Origin of the sequence: Barnesiella sp. WM24 (assembly GCF_004570975.1) — a bacterium.
GTDB lineage: Bacteria > Bacteroidota > Bacteroidia > Bacteroidales > Muribaculaceae > Muribaculum.
On the sequence record NZ_SPPC01000001.1, the window covers coordinates 328,808 to 352,440 of the forward strand.

Consider the following 23,633-nt stretch of genomic DNA (forward strand, 5'->3'; position numbering starts at 1 on the left):
CGCATTATGGTGTGATTGGTCACGTTTGTTCTCATGTATATACAAAAATCTTGTTTAAACAGTCATTTCTGAAAATAAACGGTCACCCTGATTATTTCTTCTTATGACGATTCTTTCTTAGGCGTTTTTTGCGCTTGTGAGTAGCCATCTTGTGGCCTTTTCTTTTCTTTCCGCTTGGCATTGTACGCTAATTTGAAGTTAATATAATTGGTTAATTAAAATATGTATCAGAAGTGTAAAACCGGATTACTTCACCTCTTCCATGAACACTTTTGCAGGCTTGAATGCCGGAATCTTATGTTCGGGGATAATGATAGTGGTGTTCTTTGAAATGTTACGTGCGGTCTTCTCTGAACGGGTCTTAACGATGAAGCTACCAAAACCACGGAGATAAACATTCTCACCGTGAGCCAGAGAATCCTTTACAATCTCCATGAACTTTTCGATAGTCTCAAGCACATTTACTTTCTCTATACCGGTAGTCTTAGAGATTTCGTTTACGATGTCGGCTTTTGTCATTTTTCGTTTATTTTTATTATAATGGTAATAATTTTATGATTTGCAAGCGGTTACGCTCTTTTAAGCGTTCTCGCTGATTTTGCAAGTGCAAATATCGCACTTTTTTTTCAATTAGCTACAATCCGTAGCTCACTTTTTAAAATAAAATTCTCAAATCCACACTTTTAGGAGGGTCAATCGCGGAAAGGCTTACATATATTATTTTATAAGGTGACCTCTCCGCATAGCGAACATTCGAGATACTTTCTCACCTCAGCGGGCGGCAATCCAAGCCCGAAAAGATACATAAGCTTGGTTATCGCAGCTTCCGATGTCATGTCATGACCGGAGATGACGCCTGCAGCGGCAAGCCTGTCGCCTGACAGGTAACGCTTTGTATGCACTCCGCCGTTGACACATTGGGTCACGTTGACAATCACTATGCCACGGTCGACCGCATCGCGTATGGCATCAAGAAACCATAGGTAAGTCGGGGCGTTTCCGGCGCCGAATGTCTTCAGCACAATACCCTTTATGCCGGGTGTCGACAACTGGTGACGCAGTATCTCCTCCGATATTCCCGGATTCAAATCCAGAAACATCACATTGGTGTCCATCGCGTAGCGCACCTTCAACGGGCGTTTCATCACCGCCCTCATCAGCGCCTCTTCGTTGAAGTGGATGCCGAGACCTATCTTCGCAAGCGAGGGATAGTTGTTGCTCTTAAACGCGTTGAAGTTGTCGGCGCTCATTTTTGTCGAGCGGTTTCCTCGCCAAAGATAGTTTTCAAACAATATCGCCACTTCCTGAACCATCGGCGCATCATTTATATCGGTCGCAGCAGCTATCTGCAAAGCAGTGATAAGATTTTCCTCACCGTCGGTCCTTACCTCGCCTATCGGCAACTGCGAGCCGGTTATAATCACCGGCTTATGCAGGTTTTCAAGCATAAATGAAAGTGCCGACGCCGTATAGGACATTGTGTCGGTACCGTGAAGCACGACAAATCCGTCAAAGCGGTCAAAATTTTCCTCGATCGCGCGAGCCATCTCCATCCAATACTTCGGATTCATGTCGGAAGAATCGAGCGGAGGATTGAACTGTATATTTTCAATCGTGTAATCAAGCATCTTGATTTTCGGCACATTGTCAATCAGATGCGTGAAGTCAAATGGCTGAAGCGTGTGAGTCTCCGGATTCTCGATCATACCGATTGTACCACCGGTATATATGATCAGAATATGAGGTTTTCGCGCACTTTTCATCTATATCTCTGTCTTTGTGGGTTTGAATTTTCTGTTAAGTTGCGGCATCACATCACCTGTGCGCCGGGACGCACCGGGGCAGTGGGACCTATAACGACAAGCGAGCCGTCGGGATTTTCAGCCGAAAGAATCATGCCTTCCGACAGGATGCCGCGCAACTTTCGGGGCTCGAAGTTGGCGATAAAGCACACCTGCTTGCCGATAAGGTCTTCCGGAGCATAATATTTGGCTATACCTGACACGATTGTCCTCTTTTTCATGCCGTCGTCAATAAGGAAGCGGAGCAGCTTGTCGGCCTTGGGCACTTTTTCACACTCAAGCACAGTCCCGACACGGATGTCACACTTCTTGAATGTGTCAAAGTCCACGTTTTCAGCCTGCGGCGCCACCTTCCAGTTGTCAAGCTGGTTCTGGCGCTTGATATCCTCAAGACGCTTTATCTGCGCTTCGATAGCGTCATCCTCGATTTTCTCAAAGAGCAGTTCGGGCTCTCCTATCTTGGCTCCGGCGGGAATGAGGTCATTGCAGCCGAGCATATCCCATGTCAAGGTCTCTCCGCCGAGCATCTTCAGCAGCTTAGCCGACATGAATGGCAAGAATGGCTCAAACGCGACCGTGATATTGGCGCATATCTGCAACGCGACATTCAATATCGTGCCGGCACGGCCGATGTCAGTCTTTGCCACCTTCCAAGGCTCTGTCTCCTGAAGGTAACGGTTGCCGAGACGCGCTATGTTCATAGCGTCTTTCAGCGCGTCGCGGAAGTGGAAGTTATCAAGATTATCGGTAAGCGACTGCTTTATATCGGCAAGTTCCTTGAATGCATTATTGTCCACGTCAAGATACTCACCGACAGCAGGCACCACGCCGTCAAAATATTTATGGGTAAGCACCACGGCACGGTTCACGAAGTTGCCGAGTATGGCCACAAGTTCACTGTTGTTACGAGCCTGGAAATCGCGCCATGTGAAGTCATTGTCCTTTGTCTCAGGAGCATTTGCGGTAAGCACGTAGCGGAGCACATCCTGCTTGCCGGGGAAGTCACGCAGATATTCATGCAGCCACACAGCCCAGTTGCGTGAGGTCGAGATTTTGTCGCCCTCAAGATTGAGGAATTCATTTGCCGGCACGTTGTCAGGAAGCTGGAAATTGTCACCGTAGGCCATGAGCATAGACGGGAACACGATACAATGAAACACGATGTTATCCTTTCCGATGAAATGAATCAACCGGGTCTCAGGGTCTTTCCACCATGTCTCCCACGAGTCGGGGAGTATCTCCTTGGTATTTGAAATATAGCCGATAGGTGCATCAAACCATACATACAGCACCTTTCCTTCAGCCCCTTCCACAGGCACAGGGATACCCCAGTCAAGGTCGCGGCTCACGGCACGCGGCTGAAGCCCCATGTCAAGCCATGACTTGCACTGTCCGTAAACATTGCTGCGCCACTCCTTGTGTCCGTCAAGAATCCACTTGCGCAGTGTGGGCTCCCACTTGTCAAGAGGAAGATACCAATGTTTTGTCTCCTTCATTACGGGCTTGCTGCCGGTGATTGCGCTTGTCGGGTCGATAAGCTCCTCGGGGCTAAGCGATGTGCCGCATGCCTCACACTGGTCTCCGTAGGCACGCTCATTGCCGCAGTGAGGACATTTTCCGGTCACATAACGGTCGGCGAGAAACTGACCCGCCTCCTCGTCATACAACTGCATGGATGTCTTCTCGACAAACTCGCCTTTGTCGTAGAGTCTCTTGAAAAATTCCGACGCGGTAGCCGCGTGGGTCGACGAAGTTGTGCGTGAATACACGTCAAACGAGATACCAAGTTCCTCAAAAGAGTCCTTGATAATGTTGTGGTAGCGGTCCACGATGTCCTGCGGTGTCACCCCCTCGCGGCGCGCCTTTATAGTGATGGGCACTCCATGCTCGTCACTGCCACCGATCATCTTCACATCCTCCCCGCGCAGACGCAGGTAACGGGCATAGATGTCGGCAGGCACATATACTCCGGCAAGATGTCCGATGTGGACAGGGCCGTTGGCATAAGGGAGAGCGGTAGTTATCAGAGTGCGTTTAAAGTTCTTTTCCATTTCTATTTTTGCGGATAACAATTTTATTTTCAGTACAAAATTAACTTTTTATCGCGAGATATTAAAATCCATTCATCTCGTTAACGCGTTATTCCCATAAACAATCACGCCTTGGCATGGCTTTTCCTTATACATTTGCCACGCCAAGGCGTAAATATCTGACTAATTGCCATTAATCCACACTATTTTAACATCAAGCAAAAAGATGTAATTTTGCACAAAATTTTTATTACATGGACAATTTACCTAAAGACCCTGCAATGCTGTTCAGCTTTCTGAACATGAAACTGCGCGACAATTACACCTCGCTCGATGAACTCTGCGACGACCTTGACATAGACCGCGGCGAGCTGGAGAGAAAAATGAGCGAATACGGATGGGAATACAATCCGTCGACAAATAAGTTCTGGTAACGCTCCGTTATCTCACGGCAACCTTCACCGTAGAGCTATTGCCGTCAGTATCCATAGTCCTTACGACGTAAAGTCCGGGAGCAACAGATATTGACCCTGCGCCTGAAATTTCGGCCACACGCACCCCGTTGAAGCCATAGACCTCGGCAACGGCACACTCACCGGCTACCGTAATCTCTCCGGCGCCCGCGCTCACTGCAACAGCTGAAGCAGAGCCGCCGGCGGTAATGGCGTCGATTGATGCCACTCGCTGCGGACCGGCTATCTTAACGGCATTTTCAATAAAGCCGGTAGTCGTGTTGATAAGCATCGCGATAATATCTATATTGCTGCCGACCTTGACATTAGAGGGCAACTTAATCTGATGGGTGAAGGCATATTCCTTATCCTTCTCCATGACTGCGGGAAGCAGACCGTCCACTCCGTCAAACGTGTCAATCAAGCGCGCCACATCATCAAATTTCCAATTAACGCTACTGGGATAGGATTCCCATCCGCCACACAGTCCGTAGCCACCGCCGGCGAAGTAATTTGCCTGAGTTCCAGCAACACCATTTTCAGTGATGACAAATGACACCCGATACTGCGACTTGGCAAGAATGTCGTTTACATTGGCGCGGTCATACACAATTTTAGCGTTACCACTTATTTCAAGAGTCTTTTCAGCTTCATCTATATACTTCGCGTCAATAGAAATGTCGCCAAAGCCCTTCTCACCGCCAACTTCCGTTACAAGCGCCACAAAATCATTAGGACTGGGATTTGCAGTAAGCATGCGGTCGGCAAGACCTCCGGGGAATCCGGCTACATAGCCGGTGTTTACGAGCGAGGTGATATAATTAGTCTCCTGCATGTCATCGTTGTAATGCACGCCGATGCCGATGAAATCATCGGGATAATTCTCTTTCATGTATTCCATACCCCAGATACCTCTCGGGCAATAGCCACACCATGTACCGGTCCACTCTTCAAAAACGACACGACGCTTCACGCCCTTATCGATAGCCTTTACATAAGATTCAGCCTCGGCAGTCTCCATCGGCTCGCCATTCACCTTGTCAAATGCGACATTGACGAGATACAAGCCATCTTTATCGACAGGAGCCGTCTTGAGGTTCACGATACCTGAGCGGTGAGAGCTAATTTTCAGCGGCAGTTCCTGCTCTTCGCCATTCACGCCGTCAACTCCTGTAAACCCGGAGAATGACGTAATCTGACGACCTCCTATATTGACAAACTGCATGGCGACATCAATAGCCTCCCCGGTCTTTACGACACTTGACATGTCGTAGCCTACGGGAATAGCCCAAAGTGGCAGATTTTCGCCCTCTACCCCTGCCATAATAGTAAGAGGCACTCCAAGATTATTCCACACTTCTTCTCCATCAGTAACCAACGCCGCATTATCGCAATACTCGCTGATAGCGTCCTCATTCACGTAACAAAATGGATAATAACTGCGGATTGCGGTATTTCGCGGCGCCTTGAACTTATATCCTATTGCGATCTCTTCTCCTGTAAACACATAAGGCTCATCAAGTTCAACCACGTTTTCTCCGGGATTAAAGCTGTTGCCAGAAAGAGTGCCAAGATTAAGAGTGATCTCCTTCTCCCAGATTGTCTCGCCTCCGAGACCTTTTGTTATAAACACCGAACCGGCGGAATCAGTAGATGTTCCCATATAGAAAACAATACTGGTAAGCTTTGAACCGATACACTGCTTCGCTTTATCTTCAGGAATTACGATTGAGAGCTTATAAGTACCGGGGGTATTAAAATTGCCTGCGGTAATACTGCTTCCAAGAAAATAATAGCAGTCCCAACGCGGGGTTGAAGCCGCAGCGGCTTTTCTAACGACAGGCTTGTCAATTGCAGCCAATACGTCCGACGAAATGAGCCCTACTTGTTTTGCCGCACTCATGCCGCTTACACCAAGCAGCAATGCCATGGCAGAGAGTAAAAACTTTTTCATATACACTTTATAAATTAATGATTGGATTGACAAATTATTTCATTTTTATGCAAAGATACCACTTTTCTCAATCCAAATTAAGTTTATATACGTTATATTTATAGAAATATATCATCCGGATTAAACTTAACACAATCAAGCAATCATGAACCGACTGTTTTTAATCATTGCCACGGCAATCGCACTGACAACCTCATGCACCACTCTCACCCCGGAACAGAAGGCGGCAAGGGAAGAGCAGAAAACACTTGAAGCACGCCGCGATTCAATCAATCATATCATTGCCGTGAAGTCGCTCGCGGGAATGGACTTTGTGCTTGAAGCCGACAGGCTCATCTTCAAGCGCGGACGACCGGCATATGTATCTTCGGTAACAAACTTCATATCCTCGGTCAACGGCAGGACAACTGTACAGATAGCGCCGTTTAACTCGGGCGGACCTAACGGAGTAGGAGGAATCACGGTAGAAGGAGTCGCATCCAACATCAAGACATCGCAAAACAAAGACGGGTCATTCACCCAGTCCATGAGCGTGACCGGCAACGGCATTTCGGCTGTAATCTCCATCACCGTAATAGAAGGCACCGACCGCGCGACAGCAGTCGTGACACCCAATTTCAACTCCAACCGCATCACCCTCGAGGGCACACTGTATCCTGCCGCAAAAAGCAGCGTCTACAAAGGAAGAGCCTTTTAAAGCCGTCACCACCTGATGCTGACCGAGGCTGAGGCAAGCTGTGCCGTGACCGGCGGGGTGAGCTTGGAGATTTTTATATATCCTCCTGTGGCTGCATCCCACCGGTCCGTTATACGCCGGTATATCCTTCCCGCCACATGCTCAAGCAGAGCCGACGGCTTTGCCATCTCCTCTTTCACAAGCGCCACGAGCTCACCGTAATTAAGAGTGCCGTCAAGCGAATCGGAGTCTATATCCCAGGGATAGTCAACTCTTACGGTGACCTCAAAATCGTTTCCGACCTTACGCTCCTGGTCAAAGACACCGTGACGCGCCCTCACTGCCAGACGCTCTATTTCAACTGATGTAGTCAATTTATCCATAACTAAAAAAAACAGGATGGCTAAGATAGTGATTTTTGCCTGTTCCTGACGTCAGGGCACAAAAAAATCGTGAGATGTTCACGATTCTCTAATTTTAAACCTAAATTCATTTACTTGCTCACTAATGCAAGTTTTTTTTACTTGTACATCTCTGATGCTGCTTCAAAGTACCAAGTAAGTACTTTCTTAAAAAACTTCTTCATAACACTTCTTCTTTAAATTCCTAAAACATTCTTCATTCTCAAGTGTGCCGCTTCCTTCAACAAGCCCCGGGCGGCATCCGGGCGGGGGCGATTCATACTAATTCTCTTCGTCAAACATAGGAGTGCAGTCGCCGGTAATCCTGAACAACTGGTGGTCACTCATGTTTCTTACATATGAATTGACTCCCTCTTTAAAAAACTTAATCATCTTGTTCATGACTATAAAGTTTTAGTTAATATTTATCGGGGTTTCCTTTCTCCCCGTTTCACTACTATATACAACTAAATACGGTGCAAAGTTAGATGTTTTTTCTTAAACCATGCAATAAAACTATGTTATTTAACATATAAATTTACACAAATCACTGATTACCTGATATTTAATTTTCATTGATTTTGAGGTTAAAAATCGTCTAATTTATGCATATCTGCATATTTATGCACTCTAACCATTATCAATTGACCATATCTCAATAATTTTTCTTACATTTGTAGAAACATTAATTCAGAAACCATGACACGTAACATCATACTTTTTGACGACGCCGACTTGCGCGAAAATCTACTACCCATTACATTTACCCGACCTATAGCCGACATAAGATTCGGCATAATGACCATAAGGGAAAAATGGGAAAAAGCGTTACCGGGCACTTATTCCTACCGGACAGTCGAATATCTTTCGCCAAAATATCCGATAAAAGAGTCAGACACTAATGAAGACCTTTATATTGCCGGCAATGTATGTCCTTCAGCCGACCTTGTCAAGGCAATCGAGTCGCTGCCGCAGGCTACGGCACTTTTCATCGGCGACACCTTGATTGCAAGTCATGGAAAGCGCCATGAGGCGACAGTGCAGTTTGAAGATGACGTGCTCGCAATAAAAACGTTGCCCGACATATTTATGCTCAACGAGCAAGCCCTCGCCGCCGACTACCGCACATTGACTGAAAACCGTAGCTCGAAACCACTCAGCCCTACATGCACCCTTATCGGCTCGCCCACTCTCAGCGACGGCACTCCGGCAATCTTTATTGAAGAAGGCGCGACAGTGGAAGGGGCGATGCTCAATGTGACCCACGGTCCCATATATATCGGTCGCGATGCGGAGATTATGGAGGGATCATGTGTAAGAGGGCCTCTCGCTCTTTGCGAACACTCTTATATAAACATGGGCACAAAGGTATATGGCGCAACGACCATCGGTCCCTACTGCAAAGTAGGCGGCGAGCTCAACAATGTGGTCATGATCGGATACAGCAACAAGGGTCATGACGGATTTCTCGGCAACGCCGTCATCGGCGAGTGGTGTAATCTCGGCGCCAATTGTGTCGCCTCCAACCTCAAAAACGACTATTCGGAAATCAAACTCTGGAACTACCCAGCCCACCGTTTCCTGCGCACAGGGCTCCAGTTCTGCGGACTTATCATGGGCGACCACACAAAAGCCGGCATCAACACCATGTTTAACACCGCCACAGTGGTAGGTGTAGGATGCAATATCCACGGGTCAGGATTTCCTCGCAACTTCGTAGCGTCATTCAGCGAAGGCGGCGCTGCGGGCTTCAGCGACGTGTCACTATCCAAATTCTTTGACATCGCACGACGCGTAATGGCGCGACGCCATGTCGAGCTGACCGATACCGACATCGAAATCTTCAATTCGATTTATTCAATAGCGGAGACTTACAAATAAGAGTCGGTCAGGACTCTTTACATTACGGAGCTATGACAACTGTGTGGAGCGCAACTCCGCGTGCGCTCCATACTCCGTAACCATTCATGACATTGGACTGAAGATTGCCGGACGACGTTACAAACTGGTTTCCGCCAAAAGCCACCTCTTCGTCATATCCGAGCCAGAAGTCATAGACCTCAGGCGTAATTGTACACAACGCCACCTCGATAATATCGCCCGTTTTAAAATATGGCGAGAAATCATCGGGTGAGGTATCGGTCTTAGGCGCATAAACAGGCACACTTACCGTATCAGCACCGACATCGGCTTTCACAGCCCCCATAAATGAGGGCAGCATGCGTCCCCTGCTGCCGTAAGGTCGCGTCACTATATGATAGAAGCGCTCGCCTGCGGCAGGCACAAAGTTCAGCGTGAGTTCACACAACGAGTCAGAGTCCTGCACCTTACGGGTCACGACGCCGGTAATCCGTGGTCGGGATGGCATTTTGCATGACGATGATGCTGTCATGCCGTCATATGAAGCCGTGACAGAATAAGTCCTGCCCGGCTCTCCTTTCATCTCATAACTACGGTAGATATAAGGAGGGAAATAATTTTCATTAGAAGAGCCTGTAAGCACCACCTCCCGCTCCCCGTCTGACACAGTGACCTTCCCCCATCTCACAAGACAATCGGCAACAGGAGTCTTTTTGGAGTCGCCGGGTGAAATAGTCCTGGTAAGCACGACGACAGGATAGCCGTCGGAATCAATCCACCCGTCAATGACAAGTGACGGGGCCGATGGGGCGGTCGTGTTGTTACAGGCGACAAGCCATGTCATGACAACTGAAATCAACGATATGTATAACAGTCTGTATCTCATCAGAATTCCACACTATAGCTGACCGACGGCATAAACCGGTAAAGCGACGTCACCTCCTTGCGGTAAAAGAGATTGTCGTCACTGTCATAATTGAACCCGACTATATCCACATTACGGTGACCGTAAGCGTTCAGCAACGAAAGATTTATAAAATGTCGCAGACTCAGCCATTTCCTTGTAGTCCACGAGTATGTAGCAGAGAGGTCAAGCCGATGATAGGCAGGAAGATTGCCGGAGTTACGCCTGCCGTAGTCCATAAACACATTTTCACCGACCATATAAAACGCTTTTATCGGTGTCACAGGCCGCCCGGTAGTGTAAGTGAACACAGAGGAAAGCGACCAATGAGTCGACAGGTTGTAACGAATCCACAGATTGACCGAATGACGCAGCTCTGACGAAGCGGTCACCCACCCTGTCTTATCGTCAAACATCCGGCGCGCTATCCCATAGGCATAGCCGGCAGAGCCTGTAAGCTTTCCGAAATTTTTTGACACCATAATATCAGCCCCGTAATTATAGCCTTTGCCACTTAATATATTGTCGCGCGACTGATAATTGCCGTCAAGCAATCCGAGGATTATGCCGTCATATTCGGAGCATCCGCGCAAACGTTTATAATACAAGTCAACCGACATCGTGTATCGCCCGTCAAGAAATGACCGGTTGTAATTGACAGCAGCCGACAATGCCCTCTGAACGGGAAGCGACCCGTCGGAGCCAATCCAGAAATTTGACGACATTCCTATCTCTGAGAATCCTACCTGATGAAGAGTCTGGCTGTAACTTGCAACCTGCATCATCAGGTCGCCCCACGGTCGGGAAAGCGACGCTGTGACCGACGGATCGGCAAGCACAGTCCCGTAGGAGCCCTGCTCATATCCGGTGACACGTACACCTGCCGAAAGCGTAAGCGACGGCACAACCCGACGGTAAATCTCGGCAAACAATGCCGCTTCACGGCTATGCTCCTTAACAAGCTCCGCATTTCCCCGTGAATAGCCATTGACATCGGCCCACTGCGGAATCACGCGGTTAAGCATAAGCGCATATCCGGTTTTCAGCCGCCAGTTACGGTCAAGCGACAAGTCAAGCCGCCCGTTAACCGACAGTTGTGATATTTCTGACGGCATTCTGATACCGAGCTGCGGCATCTCCATCGTCAGCGAATTGTTAAATCCGGAATAATAAGCGGTGTTAGTAATCTCTCCATGAGAAAGCCGGTGACACCAGCCGACAGAGCCGGCGACATTGCCCCATTTCATGACAGTACCGAGCGCATACGCGTCATCCGTGACCTTCAGATTGTCGGAATTGAGAAAAAAGTCAGCGGTAACGCGATCCGACTCTCCCGGAGTCCACGCCGCAGTCACGCAAACATCTCTGAGATTATAATATATCGCTGAACTCTTCCCCTTGAGCAATTTACCGTAAAGGCGGTCAATATAGGAGGTTCTTGCCGTGACAGTCAGATCGACTGTGTTGCTGAGAGGGAATCCGACACTGACCCCCGAGGATATGACACCGATATTTACCGACCCTCTCACACTTTCAAGCTTGTCCCTGCGCGTGGACATGTCCACTATGCCACCAAGTCTCGACGGAGCGGAACGGTCATGTATAGCCTTTTCAAATTTAACCAGAGGAAAGTGCATCGGAGAGACAACGGAAAATATCCCTCCGAAATGATACGGAAAAAACAGCGGCATGCCGTTAATGCGAAATAACGTGTGGGAATAATCGCCGCCTTGAACAGAAAGCCCCGACCCGTAGTCGCTGCCGCCGCTTACACCGGGGAGCAATTTCAGATAACCTACGGCATCAGCCTCGCCCAACGAACGCAGCGTCCGCCCCAAAAGCGAGGCATCCATGGTCAACGCCCCCGATTCACCGATGCGTGTGGTCCTTGTAGATGTCGCGACAACTTCCACCTCCCGCAACTCCACGCTGTCACGTGACTCCACGGCAAAGCAGGCAACGCCACTTGCCGCCATGCCTACAGTCAACAAGAGCCGTGCCGCCCGGCGGGCGACACAGCTCATATATGCAAGAGTCAAATGTCTTGTTCTCAATTATTACCAGAGACTTTCGTACAGATATACGAGACTCAAGAACTTGTTTTCGGCATTAGCAAAGCGCGACTCGTCGAAATACTCCTCAAAAGTAAAGCGGCTGCCATCGCCAAACACTATCACAGGCTCGACATACCAATCGCCCACGCCGGCATAGTATTCATAATAACATTTCTGCCACTGCACATCAGCCTGCGCGACAGAAGTATTTCCGAAATACATCTGAGCCTTCACGTTATTGTTGAGCGATGAAGCAAATTTTACAGCATCGTTTTCGGCATTCTTGTTATAATAAGTGTAGGAATCATAGCTGCCGGCAGCCATCAGTGTGCCGATTTTGCTTATCTCAGCCTTTATCTGAACACGGTCACAGATGTTTACCGAGGTCACACCCTTGCCGAATGTATTGTCAATCTTGCTTACGGCTGACTCAACGTCTTCGTCAAAAATCTCTGAAAGATACTCCACGTCACAGAGGTGGCTGCCGTTGACAGAAGTAACTGTAGTCAGGAAACGCTGACCGCCCACAGTCATCGACTGCGACTCGGATATAAGATTGTTGTTTCCGTCCACAAGCGCATCAAGAGTGATGTTAGCCGCGCGGAGCGAAGTCTTTACATGGAAATTGCGTCCATTGACATCAAGATTGGTCTCGACAACGCTCTTTACAAGCTCCTTGCCTGAGTCAGTCACAGTCATCACGATGTTTTTAGGAACAGTCACCTTGTATTCCTCAACATAAGTGGCGTCATCCCACCAGTCATCGTAAGAATCAGCAAATTCAATGTCCCAGTTGCCTCCGCTCACCTGAACCTTAAATTCGGTAGTGCCGAAACGGAACACAATGTCGTTGCCGCTCGGGTCACGCTTCCACACCTGGTTACGGGTGTCAGGTGTATAGACACCTTTAAGCTTGTCAAATGATATTTCGTAACGTGTCACAAACGTGTTAGCCGCACGCGACAGGCTTCCGGGATCGCCGGTAGAAAGTCCGATTACAAATGACTTTGCCATCTCGGCAAGCATGCTTCTTCCACCTGTCTCAAAGTTAAAGTAGTCTTCATCAAATTCGTAGTAACCATATCGGTCGACAAAATTCTGAAATACATCAATAACCTCTTTCTGGTCGGCCGGATCAAACATCTCACTGATTTTTGTAGCCGTCTCATCAAGATAATTACCGGCCTCGGCCGATGTCAACTGACGGTTGACAGTCTCATCAACCTGTCCAGGCTCAACCACAGGATCATCACCCTCGTCATTGCCCGGTTCATCGCTGCCACATGAAGCAAATCCGGTCATCAATAGTCCGGAAAACGCAACCATTCCAAATAGTCTAAATAATTTCATAGTCTTAATTGTGATAAAATGATTTATTTAATGCAAAAATAAGCATAATTATACAATATTTAACACAAACCATGTCCAAAAATGCCAAACATGTACAATAAACCGATTAAACATGTCATTTCGATGCTTAAACTGCACCAATCGACATCAGAGATCTATTTTCTTCACGCGTTTTCGCTGAGTGAACCGCTTCCTGAACTGTATCAGCTTACGATAGTAGGAAAGCAGCTGCAACCAGAGCCCGCTCGGGGTCGCTGTGACATCACTGGCAAGCGGGTCGATTGATGAAGCATTTGTCACGTCCGAGCCAAACTGCTCAGGATATAGCACCACAAGATTGTTGCGTGAAAAATACTTCTGCAGGAATCCGGGCATCTCATCCATGCCGGAATTAAACGACAGTGACGCGCGGCGCGCACTCACGACAATAAACAGGTCATCGTCAAGCACCCGGTTGGCGAGAAGCACAAAGTCATCCCAATCCTCCACGTCACGGTACTCGGCGCGGATGTCATATTTCTCTTTATAAAGCACTCCGCGTATATAAGGCTGCACGTCGGGATGGCAGCAGAATATCACACGGCATCCGAGCTGGCGCGCGAGATTTCCGATGGAAAATACCCAACGACGGAAACCGGTCTCATACTGAGCCTTGTCAGGCACTGACACGACGATACGCGTAATCGTGCTGACCGGGATGAAGCATCGGGTTATGACCACCATGCGATGGGTAGATGTCAACAACTGCTCTATCTTGTTGCCGAAAAAAGAGTCTATCACAGTAGCCTTGCGGTGCATGCCGATTATAACGTCAGAAATATCCCGCTCTTCGATAGTGTTGACAAGACCGGTCACCACATTCAAGTCGTAACGTTCAATCGGGATAAGCTTTGCGTCCACACTCGCCGCAGCCTGTTCCGCCACGTCAAGCGAGTTTCGGCCTATCGCCCTTGAGCCGGCGGAATTATCATTGCGCACGTGTATCGCATAAAGCTTGTTTCCCTTTATGCCCGGATTACGGGTAAGAATGGCAAGCTCGACAAGCGACCCGGCGGTAATAGGGTTGGACACAGAGATTAATGTATTGGACGACCTGCCCTGCGGCTCGCTTACCTCCGATTCTGACTCAAGCTGCTGCAGTTTCAGTCTTGAAGCCGCGCGCTCGGTGATTATAGAGGAGATTGTGCATGTGACAAGAATCATCACAATAGTGCCATTCAGCACATTCTCGTCAAACATCCCGATATTAAAGCCGATCATCACCGCGGCAAGCGTTGCCGCCGCCTGAGCATTGGAGAGCCCGAATATCATGCTTCGTTCGGCGCCGCTCATCTTATAGGTAAGCTGCGTCATCCACGCGGCAATCCACTTTACAGCCGTCGCCATTATAGTCATGACAGCCGCGACATAGACCGTGTCCCAACTTCTGACAACAACACCGACATTAATCAGCATACCTACACCGATAAGGAAATACGGGATGAAAATCGCATTGCCGACAAACTCGATACGGTTCATCAACGGCGACATGTTAGGGATGTAACGGTTAAGCACAAGACCGGCAAAGAAGGCTCCCAACACGCTTTCAAGCCCTATCATCTGAGCCGAGAAACTCGCCAGGAAGACCATCGCCAGAACATATACGAACTGCGACACATTGTCACTGTATTTCTTGAAAAACCATCGTGTCATCCTCGGGAAAGAATACACGACAACGATGCAATAAATCACAAGACGCAACATCAGCCGCAATACCTCACCGATATTGAACGCCCCGTCGGAATAGATACCGACACACACGGCAAGCACAATGAGCGCGCCAAGCACTGTCACGATAGTGCCGGCGATTGTGATAATGACAGCCGGAGTCTTTGTCAGCCCGAAACGCGAGACGACAGGATAAGCGATAAGAGTATGGGACGCATACATCGAAGCAAGCAGCACCGATGTGAGCCAGTCAAGTTTCAGGAGGAAATAGGATGACACCGTGCCGAGTATCATCGGCACAAGAAAGGTGTACATACCAAAACAGAGACCTTTTTTGAGATTTTTCTTCAGATGATACATGTCAATCTCTATTCCGGCAAGGAACATGAGATACAGGATGCCGACCTGACCGAATATAGCAAAACTTGCATCGCGGGCGAGCAGGCCTATTCCATAGGGACCCACGACAATTCCCGCGACAATCATCCCTATTATATGGGGAATCCTTAGCTTATTGAGCAACAGAGGAGACAACAATATTATTACCAGCACGATAAAAAATATCAGCACCGGGTCAGTGACAAGAACTGCTGCATTCATAACGCCCATACTACATTCTCTGGAAAAATCATCCACAAATTTAGCAATTTTTCACCAATAAAAAAAGGAGGCGGCTCTCGTCGACTCCTTTCGTAAATAAAATAAAGGCTTAAAAGAATAAAATCTTAGTTTGTACAGAGGTTTCTTATAAGGATATATTAATCTTCAAAATTTCTTACCGTGGGCAAGCATGTACTGTGCAATCTGCACGGCATTAAGCGCTGCGCCCTTCTTTATCTGGTCGCCGACCACCCAGAATGACAGACCGTTGTCACATGTGAGATCCTTGCGGAGACGTCCCACATAAACGGGGTCTTGATTTGCGATGTCAAGCGGCATCGGGTATTTCTTGTTTGCAGGGTCATCGAAGACAACTACACCTTCCGCCTCGGAAAGAGCCTTGCGGGCAGCGTCAAGCGACACGGGGCTCTCCGTCTCAATCCAGATTGACTCGGAATGGGCACGCATCACAGGCACACGCACACATGTGGCGCTCACCTCGATGTCGGGCGCATGCATTATCTTCTTGGTCTCGTTGTACATCTTCATCTCCTCCTTGGTATAACCGTTGTCGGTAAACACGTCAACCTGAGGGATTACATTGTAGGCGAGCTGATAGGCAAACTTTTCAACGGTGGGTTCCTCTCCCCTGCCAAGCTGGGCATACTGCTCTACAAGCTCATCCATAGCCGCAGCTCCGGCACCTGACGCAGCCTGATAGGTAGCGACATGCACACGCTTTATCGGCGAGATGTCATTAATAGGTTTCAGAGCCACCACCATCTGTATGGTCGTACAGTTAGGATTGGCTATGATATTGCGCGGAGTGTTAAAAGCGTCGTCACCGTTTACCTCAGGGACAACCAAAGGCACATCGTCATCCATGCGAAACGCGCTTGAGTTGTCAATCATGATGGCGCCATGCTTGGTGATGGTCTCGGCAAATTCGCGCGACGTGCCGGCTCCGGCAGAAGCAAATGCGATATCAACTCCCTTGAAGTCATCGTTGTGTTTAAGCTCCTTGACCTCAATCTCTTTGCCGCGGAACGTATATTTACGTCCTGCACTGCGGACTGAGCCAAACAACAACAGTTCGTCAATAGGGAAATTCTGCTGGTCAAGTACACGAAGGAACTCTTGACCTACGGCGCCGCTCGCGCCAACTATCGCAACTCTCATAGCTTTCCGTTTTCTTTATTAATCGCACAAAGTTATACAATTCTTTCCTTTTATCCAAATTTTGCAAAATTATGTGACAAAAAAAGACCGGTCGGCACATATTGTCAAGTGCCGACCGGAATTTATATTAGAATGTAACGGAAAGTTGAGCCTGGACACGGTTGACATGCAACCCCTCGCCGCCAAATGACTTTCTGTGTCCATAATCATATTCCACGCCGACACCTACAATCTTGTTGACCGTGTAGATAAGGTTTGCCGCTACATAATCGCCGTAACGGTAACGGCTGTCGTCAGTAACAGCCCCCGACGGAGCCCAGTTGGTTACATGGCTGTAAGCGCCGTTAAACACCAGGCGGTCGGTAAGTCCGATTGACATACCCGCAGTCAGTCCCATTGACTTCATCAACCGGCATCGCCCGTCACGGTCGGCATCGGGCAGGGCGTCAAGCCCCATGCCCGTATTATCCTGCAGGTAGTCAGCCACGCCGTGACCATAAGTGGCATCATAATACAGCGTCAGCGCAGGCAACACCTTGGCAAGACCGGAGAGCTGCACGCCCCACCCTACAGGAGTGCGGTTCTTACCCGCGACAACATCCCGGTATTGCATAGGTCTGACAAGTCCTGACAGCCTTATGTGGCTTGCACCGCCATCCCATCCGTATTGCAGATACAACGGCACGGCAGGTATGCGCTGATTCACGGTTGAGGTACCGTCTCCCGCAGTTATATCGGCAGTCGGGGCATCTATACCGATAGCTCCCGTTATAGATGAAGAAAATTCATGTATATACCCTGCCGTAAACACTGACATGTTAGCCGAGCCGTTAGGTCCCTGGGCATCAATCGTAAATGGCATCGCCGCACCATCAGCAAACAGGCTTGACGTATAACCGATCTGGAATCCGCGGTAAGTCACATAGAAATGTGACACATTAAAGCCATAATCGTTACCGTCATTTATCTGCGCTTTGAAAAATAACCCCACCTTATCCTTAGTGCCCGGAAGAGCGACTGCGTTTATGTAAAACGAGGATGTCAGCGCAGTAAAGCGTAACGACGACCCGTTGCCGGGCGTAGCCGGAGTGATAGCCGACGGAACAAAGTTATAAGGCGAGGGCATCTCTCCGCCGAAGTCCACCAGCCCTTCGCCAAGAAACTGAGCGCCTATACCAAGGTAAAACTTATTGTCTTTCCCGACGATTGCAAATCGGGGCAAACCGTTGTCACTTTTACGCTTAGGCGCATTTTTCACAAACTCGTCCTGGACATCTACGGCTGCGTTATCATCGCCGACGATTACAGTGACAATTGTTTCATCATCTTCTACAGCCTGGGCTGCAACGGTTGCCGGCAACACCGAAAATGTGACGGCAAGAATAGTTGACACCGACTTTTTCATCATCATAAAGTAACTTTAAAGTAATAAAATCCATATTATAAATATTGCTAATCAAGGTGTTTCTTCCCATAGGCGGCAAGCTCGTCATCGACACTGAACGTAAATGAATGACGCCTTAGAATCGCCACCACAAGCACGACCGCCATACATGCCGCGCTTATCACAAACGCCACTACCGAATTTAAGCCGACAAAGAAAAGCGGACACACGGCGACACCGATATAATTTGCCGACATGACATATGAAAGCACCCTTGTGGAATGAGCGGCCGACGGGGCAAGTTCCGACGCCTTGTCATAGAAAATCGGCTGCAAGGCACCATATCCGAACCCCATCAGTGACGCTCCTATAAAATAAGCCGTCAGCGACGGGCAGAAAGCGATTATAAGCGGACCGACAATCATCATGGCTATACACACCGGAATTGTCGACCTGCGCAATCCGCACACAATCTTGCCAAGGAAAAACCCCGGCAATGTCACCATCAGATAAAACACCGCGCTCACATAACCGGTAGCGTCATCGCTCATGTGATGAGCCGACATCAGAAACGGGATAAAAAACGACAGTGTGATTCCCGAGATTGTCACGACAAGATAGAAAAAGATTATTCCCATGATGCGGCGGCGCACAACTCCGGCAGGCAATCCCGCCAATTTAATGTGAGCCTGCACGGGAGTAGCCACATCTGAGCCTCCGTTTGCCGAAAGAAACCTGCGCGACAGAAACACCGACATCACCAATGGGACGACCGGCAAGAGGTAGACGACAAACGGCAGGTGCCAGTTTTTTCCCTCGATAAGCCCGACGGCAAGCGTCGCCAACACGAGTGTGCCGTTGGCAATACCCGACTTTATACCCATCTGTTCAAGCCGATAGCGCCCGGTGAAGATTTCGGCAAGCAATCCCGCGGCAAGGGGGATGACAAGCCCGCAACCCATGCCGAGAATACAGCTTACGATTATAAGCCCGAGAATCGAGTCGACAAAGAAATAAGCAATCCCCGCCAATAAAAACACGACAAGCCCCACCACGACAAGCCCCACCTTGTTACGGCTCATAGACAGCTTGCCGGAAAGCAGTATAAAAGGGAAAATACAGAAATTGGGGAGAATCTCAAGCAACTGACATTCGAGATGAGTCGCACCGGGAAACACCTTGTCAATCACGCTTATCAACGGAGATATGGCAAGTCCGGGAAGATCAACGACCAACGACATCGACCACACGGCAATCAATGTCAGCAACGGAATATATCCCCTGCCTGTAGCTATACGTTTCATAATCTCAGGATAGCTCTTGAAAAATTAACCAGAATAAATATTTTACCGGAGATGACTCTTTTAAATTTTAATGAAAGCGGTGTCATGACCGGAATCATGACACACAGCCTTCACTAAACAGCATTTCAAGAGCCGCTGCCTCAAGACAGCCGATTATCACTTCCCGGAAGCATCAGCAGGCTCACCCTCCTCCTTTGAGATTCGAGCCACGGCAGCCGACACTTCCGCGGGAGTAGGCTCATAGCCGGCACTCCACCGCGACACCTGAGAAGGTTTACGGTTTTCTATCTGCCAGTCAAACGGGTAGAACTTGTCAGCGACAGCCGGGTCACGCCAGTCGGGACGACGGCAGCCATAAACGACGAGAGGGACACAGAAGAACACAGCAGCACCAATCAAAATGATAAGCACATAGACGACAGGGCTTCCTGTATTAATCTGCGACGGGGGAATAAAGCTCAATATCATCGCCACAACCGCACCGAGAATGCCGATTCCGGTAACAATGACCTCGCCCAATTTACCGCCGGGCACCCGGAATCCGCGACGCTTCGAGGGCTGGGTGTGACGCAGACGGATAAAAGCGAAGTAAATCATCAACACGAGAATCAGGTATATGACGGTAGCCATCTGCGACATCACCTGGTAAGCCGACTCGACCGAAGGCAAAACGACAAGCACAAATGCAAGCAACGTCACAAACAATGCCTGAACATAAAGGATAGGCTTGTTGACACCCTTGGAATTGGTCTTCTGCAGTGCACGCGGCAGATAACCGCTCTCGCCCACGGCGACAAGTCCGGTCGACGGGCCGGCGATAATCACGCTGACCTGACCTATGACTCCAAAAGTGATAAGCACAGCCATCACGTTGCCGAGCCAGGGCACACCGATAGACGCCCAAAGGTCATTGTATGCGACAAGAAGCGACGCAAGCAGATTGATATCCTTCGCCGGGACGACAAAGCCTATGGCAAGAGTCGCAAAGACAAACAGAGCAACGATTACAGCCACGGCTGTAAACATAGCCTTAGGAAACTGACGCGCAGGGTCACGCATGTTCTGCACGTGTACGGCGTTCATCTCCATTCCGCCATAAAACAGGAATATAGACGCGGCAAGCACTATTGTGCCGATTTTGGTAAAATCAGGGAAAAATGACTCATGAGTAAGCATGATAGGCTTGCCCATGCAGAAATATGCCACGCCAAGCACGATAAGAATCGCCCCCGGAACGATTGTTCCGAAAAGTCCGCCAAGCGTACTTAGCATCTTTGACGATTTCATGCCGCGGAACGCCATGAAATTACAGAACCAGTAGACACCAAGCACTATGATAAGAGTGTAAATCTTGTTGGATGCAAGGCGGGCGTCAAATGATTCCGGCCAGAAAATATAGGCAAGAGAGACGGCGCCAAACATAAGCACGGCAGGAAACCATATTACGAGGGTCTGCCATTCAAGATACATCGCCGACCATCCCCAACGGGTGCCAAACGCTTCCGATACCCACCGGTAGAGACCTCCGGAATGAGTATAAGTCGAGGCAAGTTCGGCACACACAAGAGAGAAAGGAATAAGAAACACTATCGCAGCAAAGAGATAGTAGAAAATTGACTGTATGCCAAATTCCGCCTGGGAAGGAAGTCCGCGGAGGCTCACCACCGTCGTGATAATCATTACGGTCATCGCACCGGTCGAGATGAGAGCCTTCGCGGGTTTGCTTTCCTTAGGCTGAACTGATGGCTTTTTTACATCGGGAGCAGCCATAGCCTAAGTTTTTATTGGTTGAAAGATTATTTTGTCTAAAGCTCTACCACCGGATAGATTTCACCAATCTTGGTGCCTACCTTGTAGTGAGTGCCGAGATGAGCGGAGATTGAGACATTCATGTTGGCAGAGAACAGATATACTATATCAGAGCCGCCAAACTGGAAGTAAGAAATCTCATCGCCCTTCTTCAGAGCCATGCCTTCTTCTGCCGTAACCACAACTGACGATACCTGCGGCATAGCGATAGGCAGAATAGCGACGTAGCCATATTTTGTTTCAAGCACGATCAATCCACGGGTCTGCATAAACTCATAACCGGCCTGGTCAGGAGCGGTAGCACGCCATGCCTCGACTTGATTGGTGGCAGGATTTACCTTATCAGGCACAGCCACAAGGTCAACATAACATGCACCCTGGATAACACGCGCCTCGCGCACTATACCTGACAGCGGCGCATGCTGACGATGATAGTCGGTCCAGCTAAGGAAGGAGTGACACCACATGCCGCCTTTGAATTTATCCTTGTAAGGGCTTCCCTCAAGAAGTTCGTCGATACTCCAGTCAAGACCCTTGATACGCACATGAGTGTCGGGGCGTATTTCCCATTGTCCACCGAAGCATGCATCGGCAGGATGCACTATGATCTTGTCATCTTCAATTGCTGCGATAGGACGGTATCCAGGTTTCACGTGACGCGCAAACATCTGGTTGAATGTCTTCCAGCCGCCACGGGGTTCAAGATACTCGTTCATGTTATATACCGCACAGTCATAGAATGACTTGACACTGGCATCAGTGATTGATTCAGGACTGTCAAGCCAGTCACCGATTGCGTAGCAGTAATCTACCATCCACTTTGACAGCGGGGTAAGTTCAGGCATTTTGTCGGCAGGACGACATGGTGTCTGCAACGACTTGACCGGTTCCTGATCCAGAAGGAAGAATGAACGGAAAAGATGCTGATACACATGTGTGCCCTCGCTGTTTTCAGCAGGTACCCAGTGAGCATAAGCCTCAAGGTAATCAAGATAATCCTCGATAGTCTTCATGTCGGACAATCCGGGAATCTTGTAGGACACCACTTTTTCAATAGCCTGGTTAAACTTGTCTTCCCACTTGTTTTTCTTAATCAGGTCCGCAAGTTCCTGCACCGCAGGAGAATACTTCTTGTCTGCCATAGTAATTGTGTTTTGTTAAGTTTGAATTATATTATTCTGTGGGGTACCGGGCATCAAGAAATATTCTCACGCGTCAATGTACCCGACTGATATTCTTTTTAATCATATACATCATTTCAACATCGGCAGGCTAAAAAAGATTACATAATATAGTATTTTAACAATGCATCTCACTATTTAATTATCAATCGGGCGACAATCCTCAACGAATTGCCGCCCGACCATTAATCTGTAGACAAATGTGACTTCAGAGCCTTATGTGAGTGCCGCCGTCAAGATTGTCAAGAGCCGACGCACGCGTTATCACGACTTCGCTTACTCCCTTGCCTACTGCGTCAAGCGCATTTTCAAGCTTGGGCAACATGCCGCCGGTTACGATTCCGTCATTTCTCAATTTTTCAAACATAGCTGTGTCAATCTCGGCTATGACCGAATTGTCGTCATTCTCGTCACGCAACACACCCGGTTTCTCAAAACAATACACAAGGGTGACATCAAAATAAGGAGCAAGCCCCTTTGCCGTCTCCCCTGCCATGGTGTCGGCATTGGTGTTCAGAAGATGACCGTCACCGTCATGGGTAAGAGGCGCTATGACAGGCACGACGCCTGAACGCAACAATGACGCGAGAGCCTCGCCGTTTACACGGTCGACATCGCCTACCCAGCCGTAGTCGACAGTCTTCACCGGTCGCTTGTGGCTGCGTATTATGTCCATGTCGGCACCTGTCATGCCGAGAGCGTCCACGCCGAGCCCCTGGAGCCTTGCCACCACTTTCTTGTTGACAAGACCGCCATAGACCATAGTGACGACATCAAGCATAGCGTCATCAGTCACACGCCTTCCGTCGACCATCACCGTCTCTACTCCGAGAGCGGCGGCAATCTTTGTCGCCGACCTGCCTCCGCCATGCACAAGAAGCTTGAAACCCTCTATTGCAGCAAAGTCGCGAAGGAGGCTATTCAACGATGCCTCCTCCTCGACAATCTTGCCGCCCACCTTTATTACCGTGAGCTTATCTTTCATT

Annotated in this window: 17 protein-coding genes and 1 pseudogene; 3 read left to right on the forward strand and 15 right to left on the reverse strand. The window is 48.9% G+C overall.

Going from position 1 to position 23,633, the window contains the following annotated elements; translation table 11 throughout:
* Nucleotides 1–246 precede the first annotated feature (246 nt).
* From E4T81_RS01450 to metG, 3 genes and pseudogenes are all read right to left on the reverse strand, one after another.
* Nucleotides 247–537, reverse strand: a pseudogene (locus E4T81_RS01450) (HU family DNA-binding protein); the annotation flags it as partial.
* A 185-nt stretch (nucleotides 538–722) separates the two neighbouring features.
* Complete coding sequence (locus E4T81_RS01455) at nucleotides 723–1,763, reverse strand: asparaginase (RefSeq protein ID WP_135040773.1); 1,041 nt, start codon at nucleotides 1,761–1,763, stop codon at nucleotides 723–725.
* A 47-nt stretch (nucleotides 1,764–1,810) separates the two neighbouring features.
* Complete coding sequence (gene metG / locus E4T81_RS01460) at nucleotides 1,811–3,853, reverse strand: methionine--tRNA ligase (protein WP_135040774.1); 2,043 nt, start codon at nucleotides 3,851–3,853, stop codon at nucleotides 1,811–1,813.
* Nucleotides 3,854–4,086: 233 nt separating this feature from the next.
* Here metG and E4T81_RS01465 point away from each other — a divergent pair, with 233 nt between their 5' ends.
* Nucleotides 4,087–4,266, forward strand: a complete 180-nt coding sequence (locus tag E4T81_RS01465) for a DUF4250 domain-containing protein (protein WP_135040775.1) — start codon at nucleotides 4,087–4,089, stop codon at nucleotides 4,264–4,266.
* 7 nt (nucleotides 4,267–4,273) lie between these two features.
* Here the strand turns inward: E4T81_RS01465 and E4T81_RS01470 are convergent, their stop codons facing one another.
* On the reverse strand, nucleotides 4,274–6,238 hold the full coding sequence (locus E4T81_RS01470; protein WP_135040776.1) for a hypothetical protein: 1,965 nt from the start codon (nucleotides 6,236–6,238) through the stop codon (nucleotides 4,274–4,276).
* A 145-nt stretch (nucleotides 6,239–6,383) separates the two neighbouring features.
* On the opposite strand from E4T81_RS01470, the gene E4T81_RS01475 reads away from it, so the two are divergent.
* On the forward strand, nucleotides 6,384–6,935 hold the full coding sequence (locus tag E4T81_RS01475) for a DUF4251 domain-containing protein (protein ID WP_135040777.1): 552 nt from the start codon (nucleotides 6,384–6,386) through the stop codon (nucleotides 6,933–6,935).
* Nucleotides 6,936–6,940: 5 nt separating this feature from the next.
* On the opposite strand, the gene folB is transcribed toward E4T81_RS01475, so the two are convergent.
* Nucleotides 6,941–7,297, reverse strand: coding sequence for a dihydroneopterin aldolase (gene folB / locus E4T81_RS01480; RefSeq protein WP_135040778.1), 357 nt, complete (start codon nucleotides 7,295–7,297; stop codon nucleotides 6,941–6,943).
* A gap of 717 nt (nucleotides 7,298–8,014) precedes the next feature.
* Between folB and E4T81_RS01485 the strand changes: the two genes are divergently transcribed.
* Nucleotides 8,015–9,196 (forward strand): GlmU family protein, encoded by a 1,182-nt coding sequence (locus tag E4T81_RS01485; RefSeq protein ID WP_135040779.1) that lies wholly within the window; start codon nucleotides 8,015–8,017, stop codon nucleotides 9,194–9,196.
* A 22-nt stretch (nucleotides 9,197–9,218) separates the two neighbouring features.
* Here E4T81_RS01485 and E4T81_RS01490 read toward each other — a convergent pair whose 3' ends face one another.
* The 10 genes from E4T81_RS01490 to argB form a co-directional block, all read right to left on the reverse strand.
* Nucleotides 9,219–10,061 (reverse strand): DUF4249 family protein, encoded by an 843-nt coding sequence (locus E4T81_RS01490; RefSeq protein ID WP_135040780.1) that lies wholly within the window; start codon nucleotides 10,059–10,061, stop codon nucleotides 9,219–9,221.
* Nucleotides 10,061–12,133: a TonB-dependent siderophore receptor gene (locus tag E4T81_RS01495; RefSeq protein ID WP_135040781.1), complete on the reverse strand. Its 2,073-nt coding sequence runs from the start codon at nucleotides 12,131–12,133 to the stop codon at nucleotides 10,061–10,063. Before E4T81_RS01495 ends, E4T81_RS01490 begins: the two co-directional genes overlap by 1 nt.
* A gap of 3 nt (nucleotides 12,134–12,136) precedes the next feature.
* Nucleotides 12,137–13,483, reverse strand: coding sequence for a hypothetical protein (locus tag E4T81_RS01500; RefSeq protein WP_135040782.1), 1,347 nt, complete (start codon nucleotides 13,481–13,483; stop codon nucleotides 12,137–12,139).
* Nucleotides 13,484–13,630: 147 nt separating this feature from the next.
* The gene (locus E4T81_RS01505) at nucleotides 13,631–15,790 is read right to left on the reverse strand and encodes a cation:proton antiporter (protein WP_245206975.1); all 2,160 of its coding nucleotides are present in this window, start codon (nucleotides 15,788–15,790) and stop codon (nucleotides 13,631–13,633) included.
* Between the two features lie 165 nt (nucleotides 15,791–15,955).
* The gene (locus tag E4T81_RS01510; protein ID WP_135040783.1) at nucleotides 15,956–16,969 is read right to left on the reverse strand and encodes an aspartate-semialdehyde dehydrogenase; all 1,014 of its coding nucleotides are present in this window, start codon (nucleotides 16,967–16,969) and stop codon (nucleotides 15,956–15,958) included.
* Nucleotides 16,970–17,096: 127 nt separating this feature from the next.
* Complete coding sequence (locus E4T81_RS01515; protein ID WP_135040784.1) at nucleotides 17,097–18,380, reverse strand: porin; 1,284 nt, start codon at nucleotides 18,378–18,380, stop codon at nucleotides 17,097–17,099.
* A gap of 41 nt (nucleotides 18,381–18,421) precedes the next feature.
* On the reverse strand, nucleotides 18,422–19,657 hold the full coding sequence (locus tag E4T81_RS01520) for an MFS transporter (protein WP_135040785.1): 1,236 nt from the start codon (nucleotides 19,655–19,657) through the stop codon (nucleotides 18,422–18,424).
* A gap of 156 nt (nucleotides 19,658–19,813) precedes the next feature.
* A complete protein-coding gene (gadC, locus tag E4T81_RS01525) occupies nucleotides 19,814–21,427 on the reverse strand; it encodes a putative glutamine/gamma-aminobutyrate antiporter GadC (RefSeq protein ID WP_135040786.1) in 1,614 nt (537 codons plus the stop codon).
* A 35-nt stretch (nucleotides 21,428–21,462) separates the two neighbouring features.
* A complete protein-coding gene (locus tag E4T81_RS01530) occupies nucleotides 21,463–22,608 on the reverse strand; it encodes a phosphatidylserine decarboxylase (protein WP_135040787.1) in 1,146 nt (381 codons plus the stop codon).
* Between the two features lie 247 nt (nucleotides 22,609–22,855).
* A complete protein-coding gene (gene argB, locus E4T81_RS01535) occupies nucleotides 22,856–23,632 on the reverse strand; it encodes an acetylglutamate kinase (RefSeq protein ID WP_135040788.1) in 777 nt (258 codons plus the stop codon).
* Nucleotide 23,633: the final 1 nt, after the last annotated feature.

Coding starts and splice junctions, on each gene's coding strand:
- E4T81_RS01455 (WP_135040773.1), bottom strand. CDS start 1,763: ATGAAAAGTGCGCGAAAACCTCATATTCTGATCATATATACCGGTGGT.
- metG (WP_135040774.1), bottom strand. CDS start 3,853: ATGGAAAAGAACTTTAAACGCACTCTGATAACTACCGCTCTCCCTTAT.
- E4T81_RS01465 (WP_135040775.1), top strand. CDS start 4,087: ATGGACAATTTACCTAAAGACCCTGCAATGCTGTTCAGCTTTCTGAAC.
- E4T81_RS01470 (WP_135040776.1), bottom strand. CDS start 6,238: ATGAAAAAGTTTTTACTCTCTGCCATGGCATTGCTGCTTGGTGTAAGC.
- E4T81_RS01475 (WP_135040777.1), top strand. CDS start 6,384: ATGAACCGACTGTTTTTAATCATTGCCACGGCAATCGCACTGACAACC.
- folB (WP_135040778.1), bottom strand. CDS start 7,297: ATGGATAAATTGACTACATCAGTTGAAATAGAGCGTCTGGCAGTGAGG.
- E4T81_RS01485 (WP_135040779.1), top strand. CDS start 8,015: ATGACACGTAACATCATACTTTTTGACGACGCCGACTTGCGCGAAAAT.
- E4T81_RS01490 (WP_135040780.1), bottom strand. CDS start 10,061: ATGAGATACAGACTGTTATACATATCGTTGATTTCAGTTGTCATGACA.
- E4T81_RS01500 (WP_135040782.1), bottom strand. CDS start 13,483: ATGAAATTATTTAGACTATTTGGAATGGTTGCGTTTTCCGGACTATTG.
- E4T81_RS01505 (WP_245206975.1), bottom strand. CDS start 15,790: ATGAATGCAGCAGTTCTTGTCACTGACCCGGTGCTGATATTTTTTATC.
- E4T81_RS01510 (WP_135040783.1), bottom strand. CDS start 16,969: ATGAGAGTTGCGATAGTTGGCGCGAGCGGCGCCGTAGGTCAAGAGTTC.
- E4T81_RS01515 (WP_135040784.1), bottom strand. CDS start 18,380: ATGATGATGAAAAAGTCGGTGTCAACTATTCTTGCCGTCACATTTTCG.
- E4T81_RS01520 (WP_135040785.1), bottom strand. CDS start 19,657: ATGAAACGTATAGCTACAGGCAGGGGATATATTCCGTTGCTGACATTG.
- gadC (WP_135040786.1), bottom strand. CDS start 21,427: ATGGCTGCTCCCGATGTAAAAAAGCCATCAGTTCAGCCTAAGGAAAGC.
- E4T81_RS01530 (WP_135040787.1), bottom strand. CDS start 22,608: ATGGCAGACAAGAAGTATTCTCCTGCGGTGCAGGAACTTGCGGACCTG.
- argB (WP_135040788.1), bottom strand. CDS start 23,632: ATGAAAGATAAGCTCACGGTAATAAAGGTGGGCGGCAAGATTGTCGAG.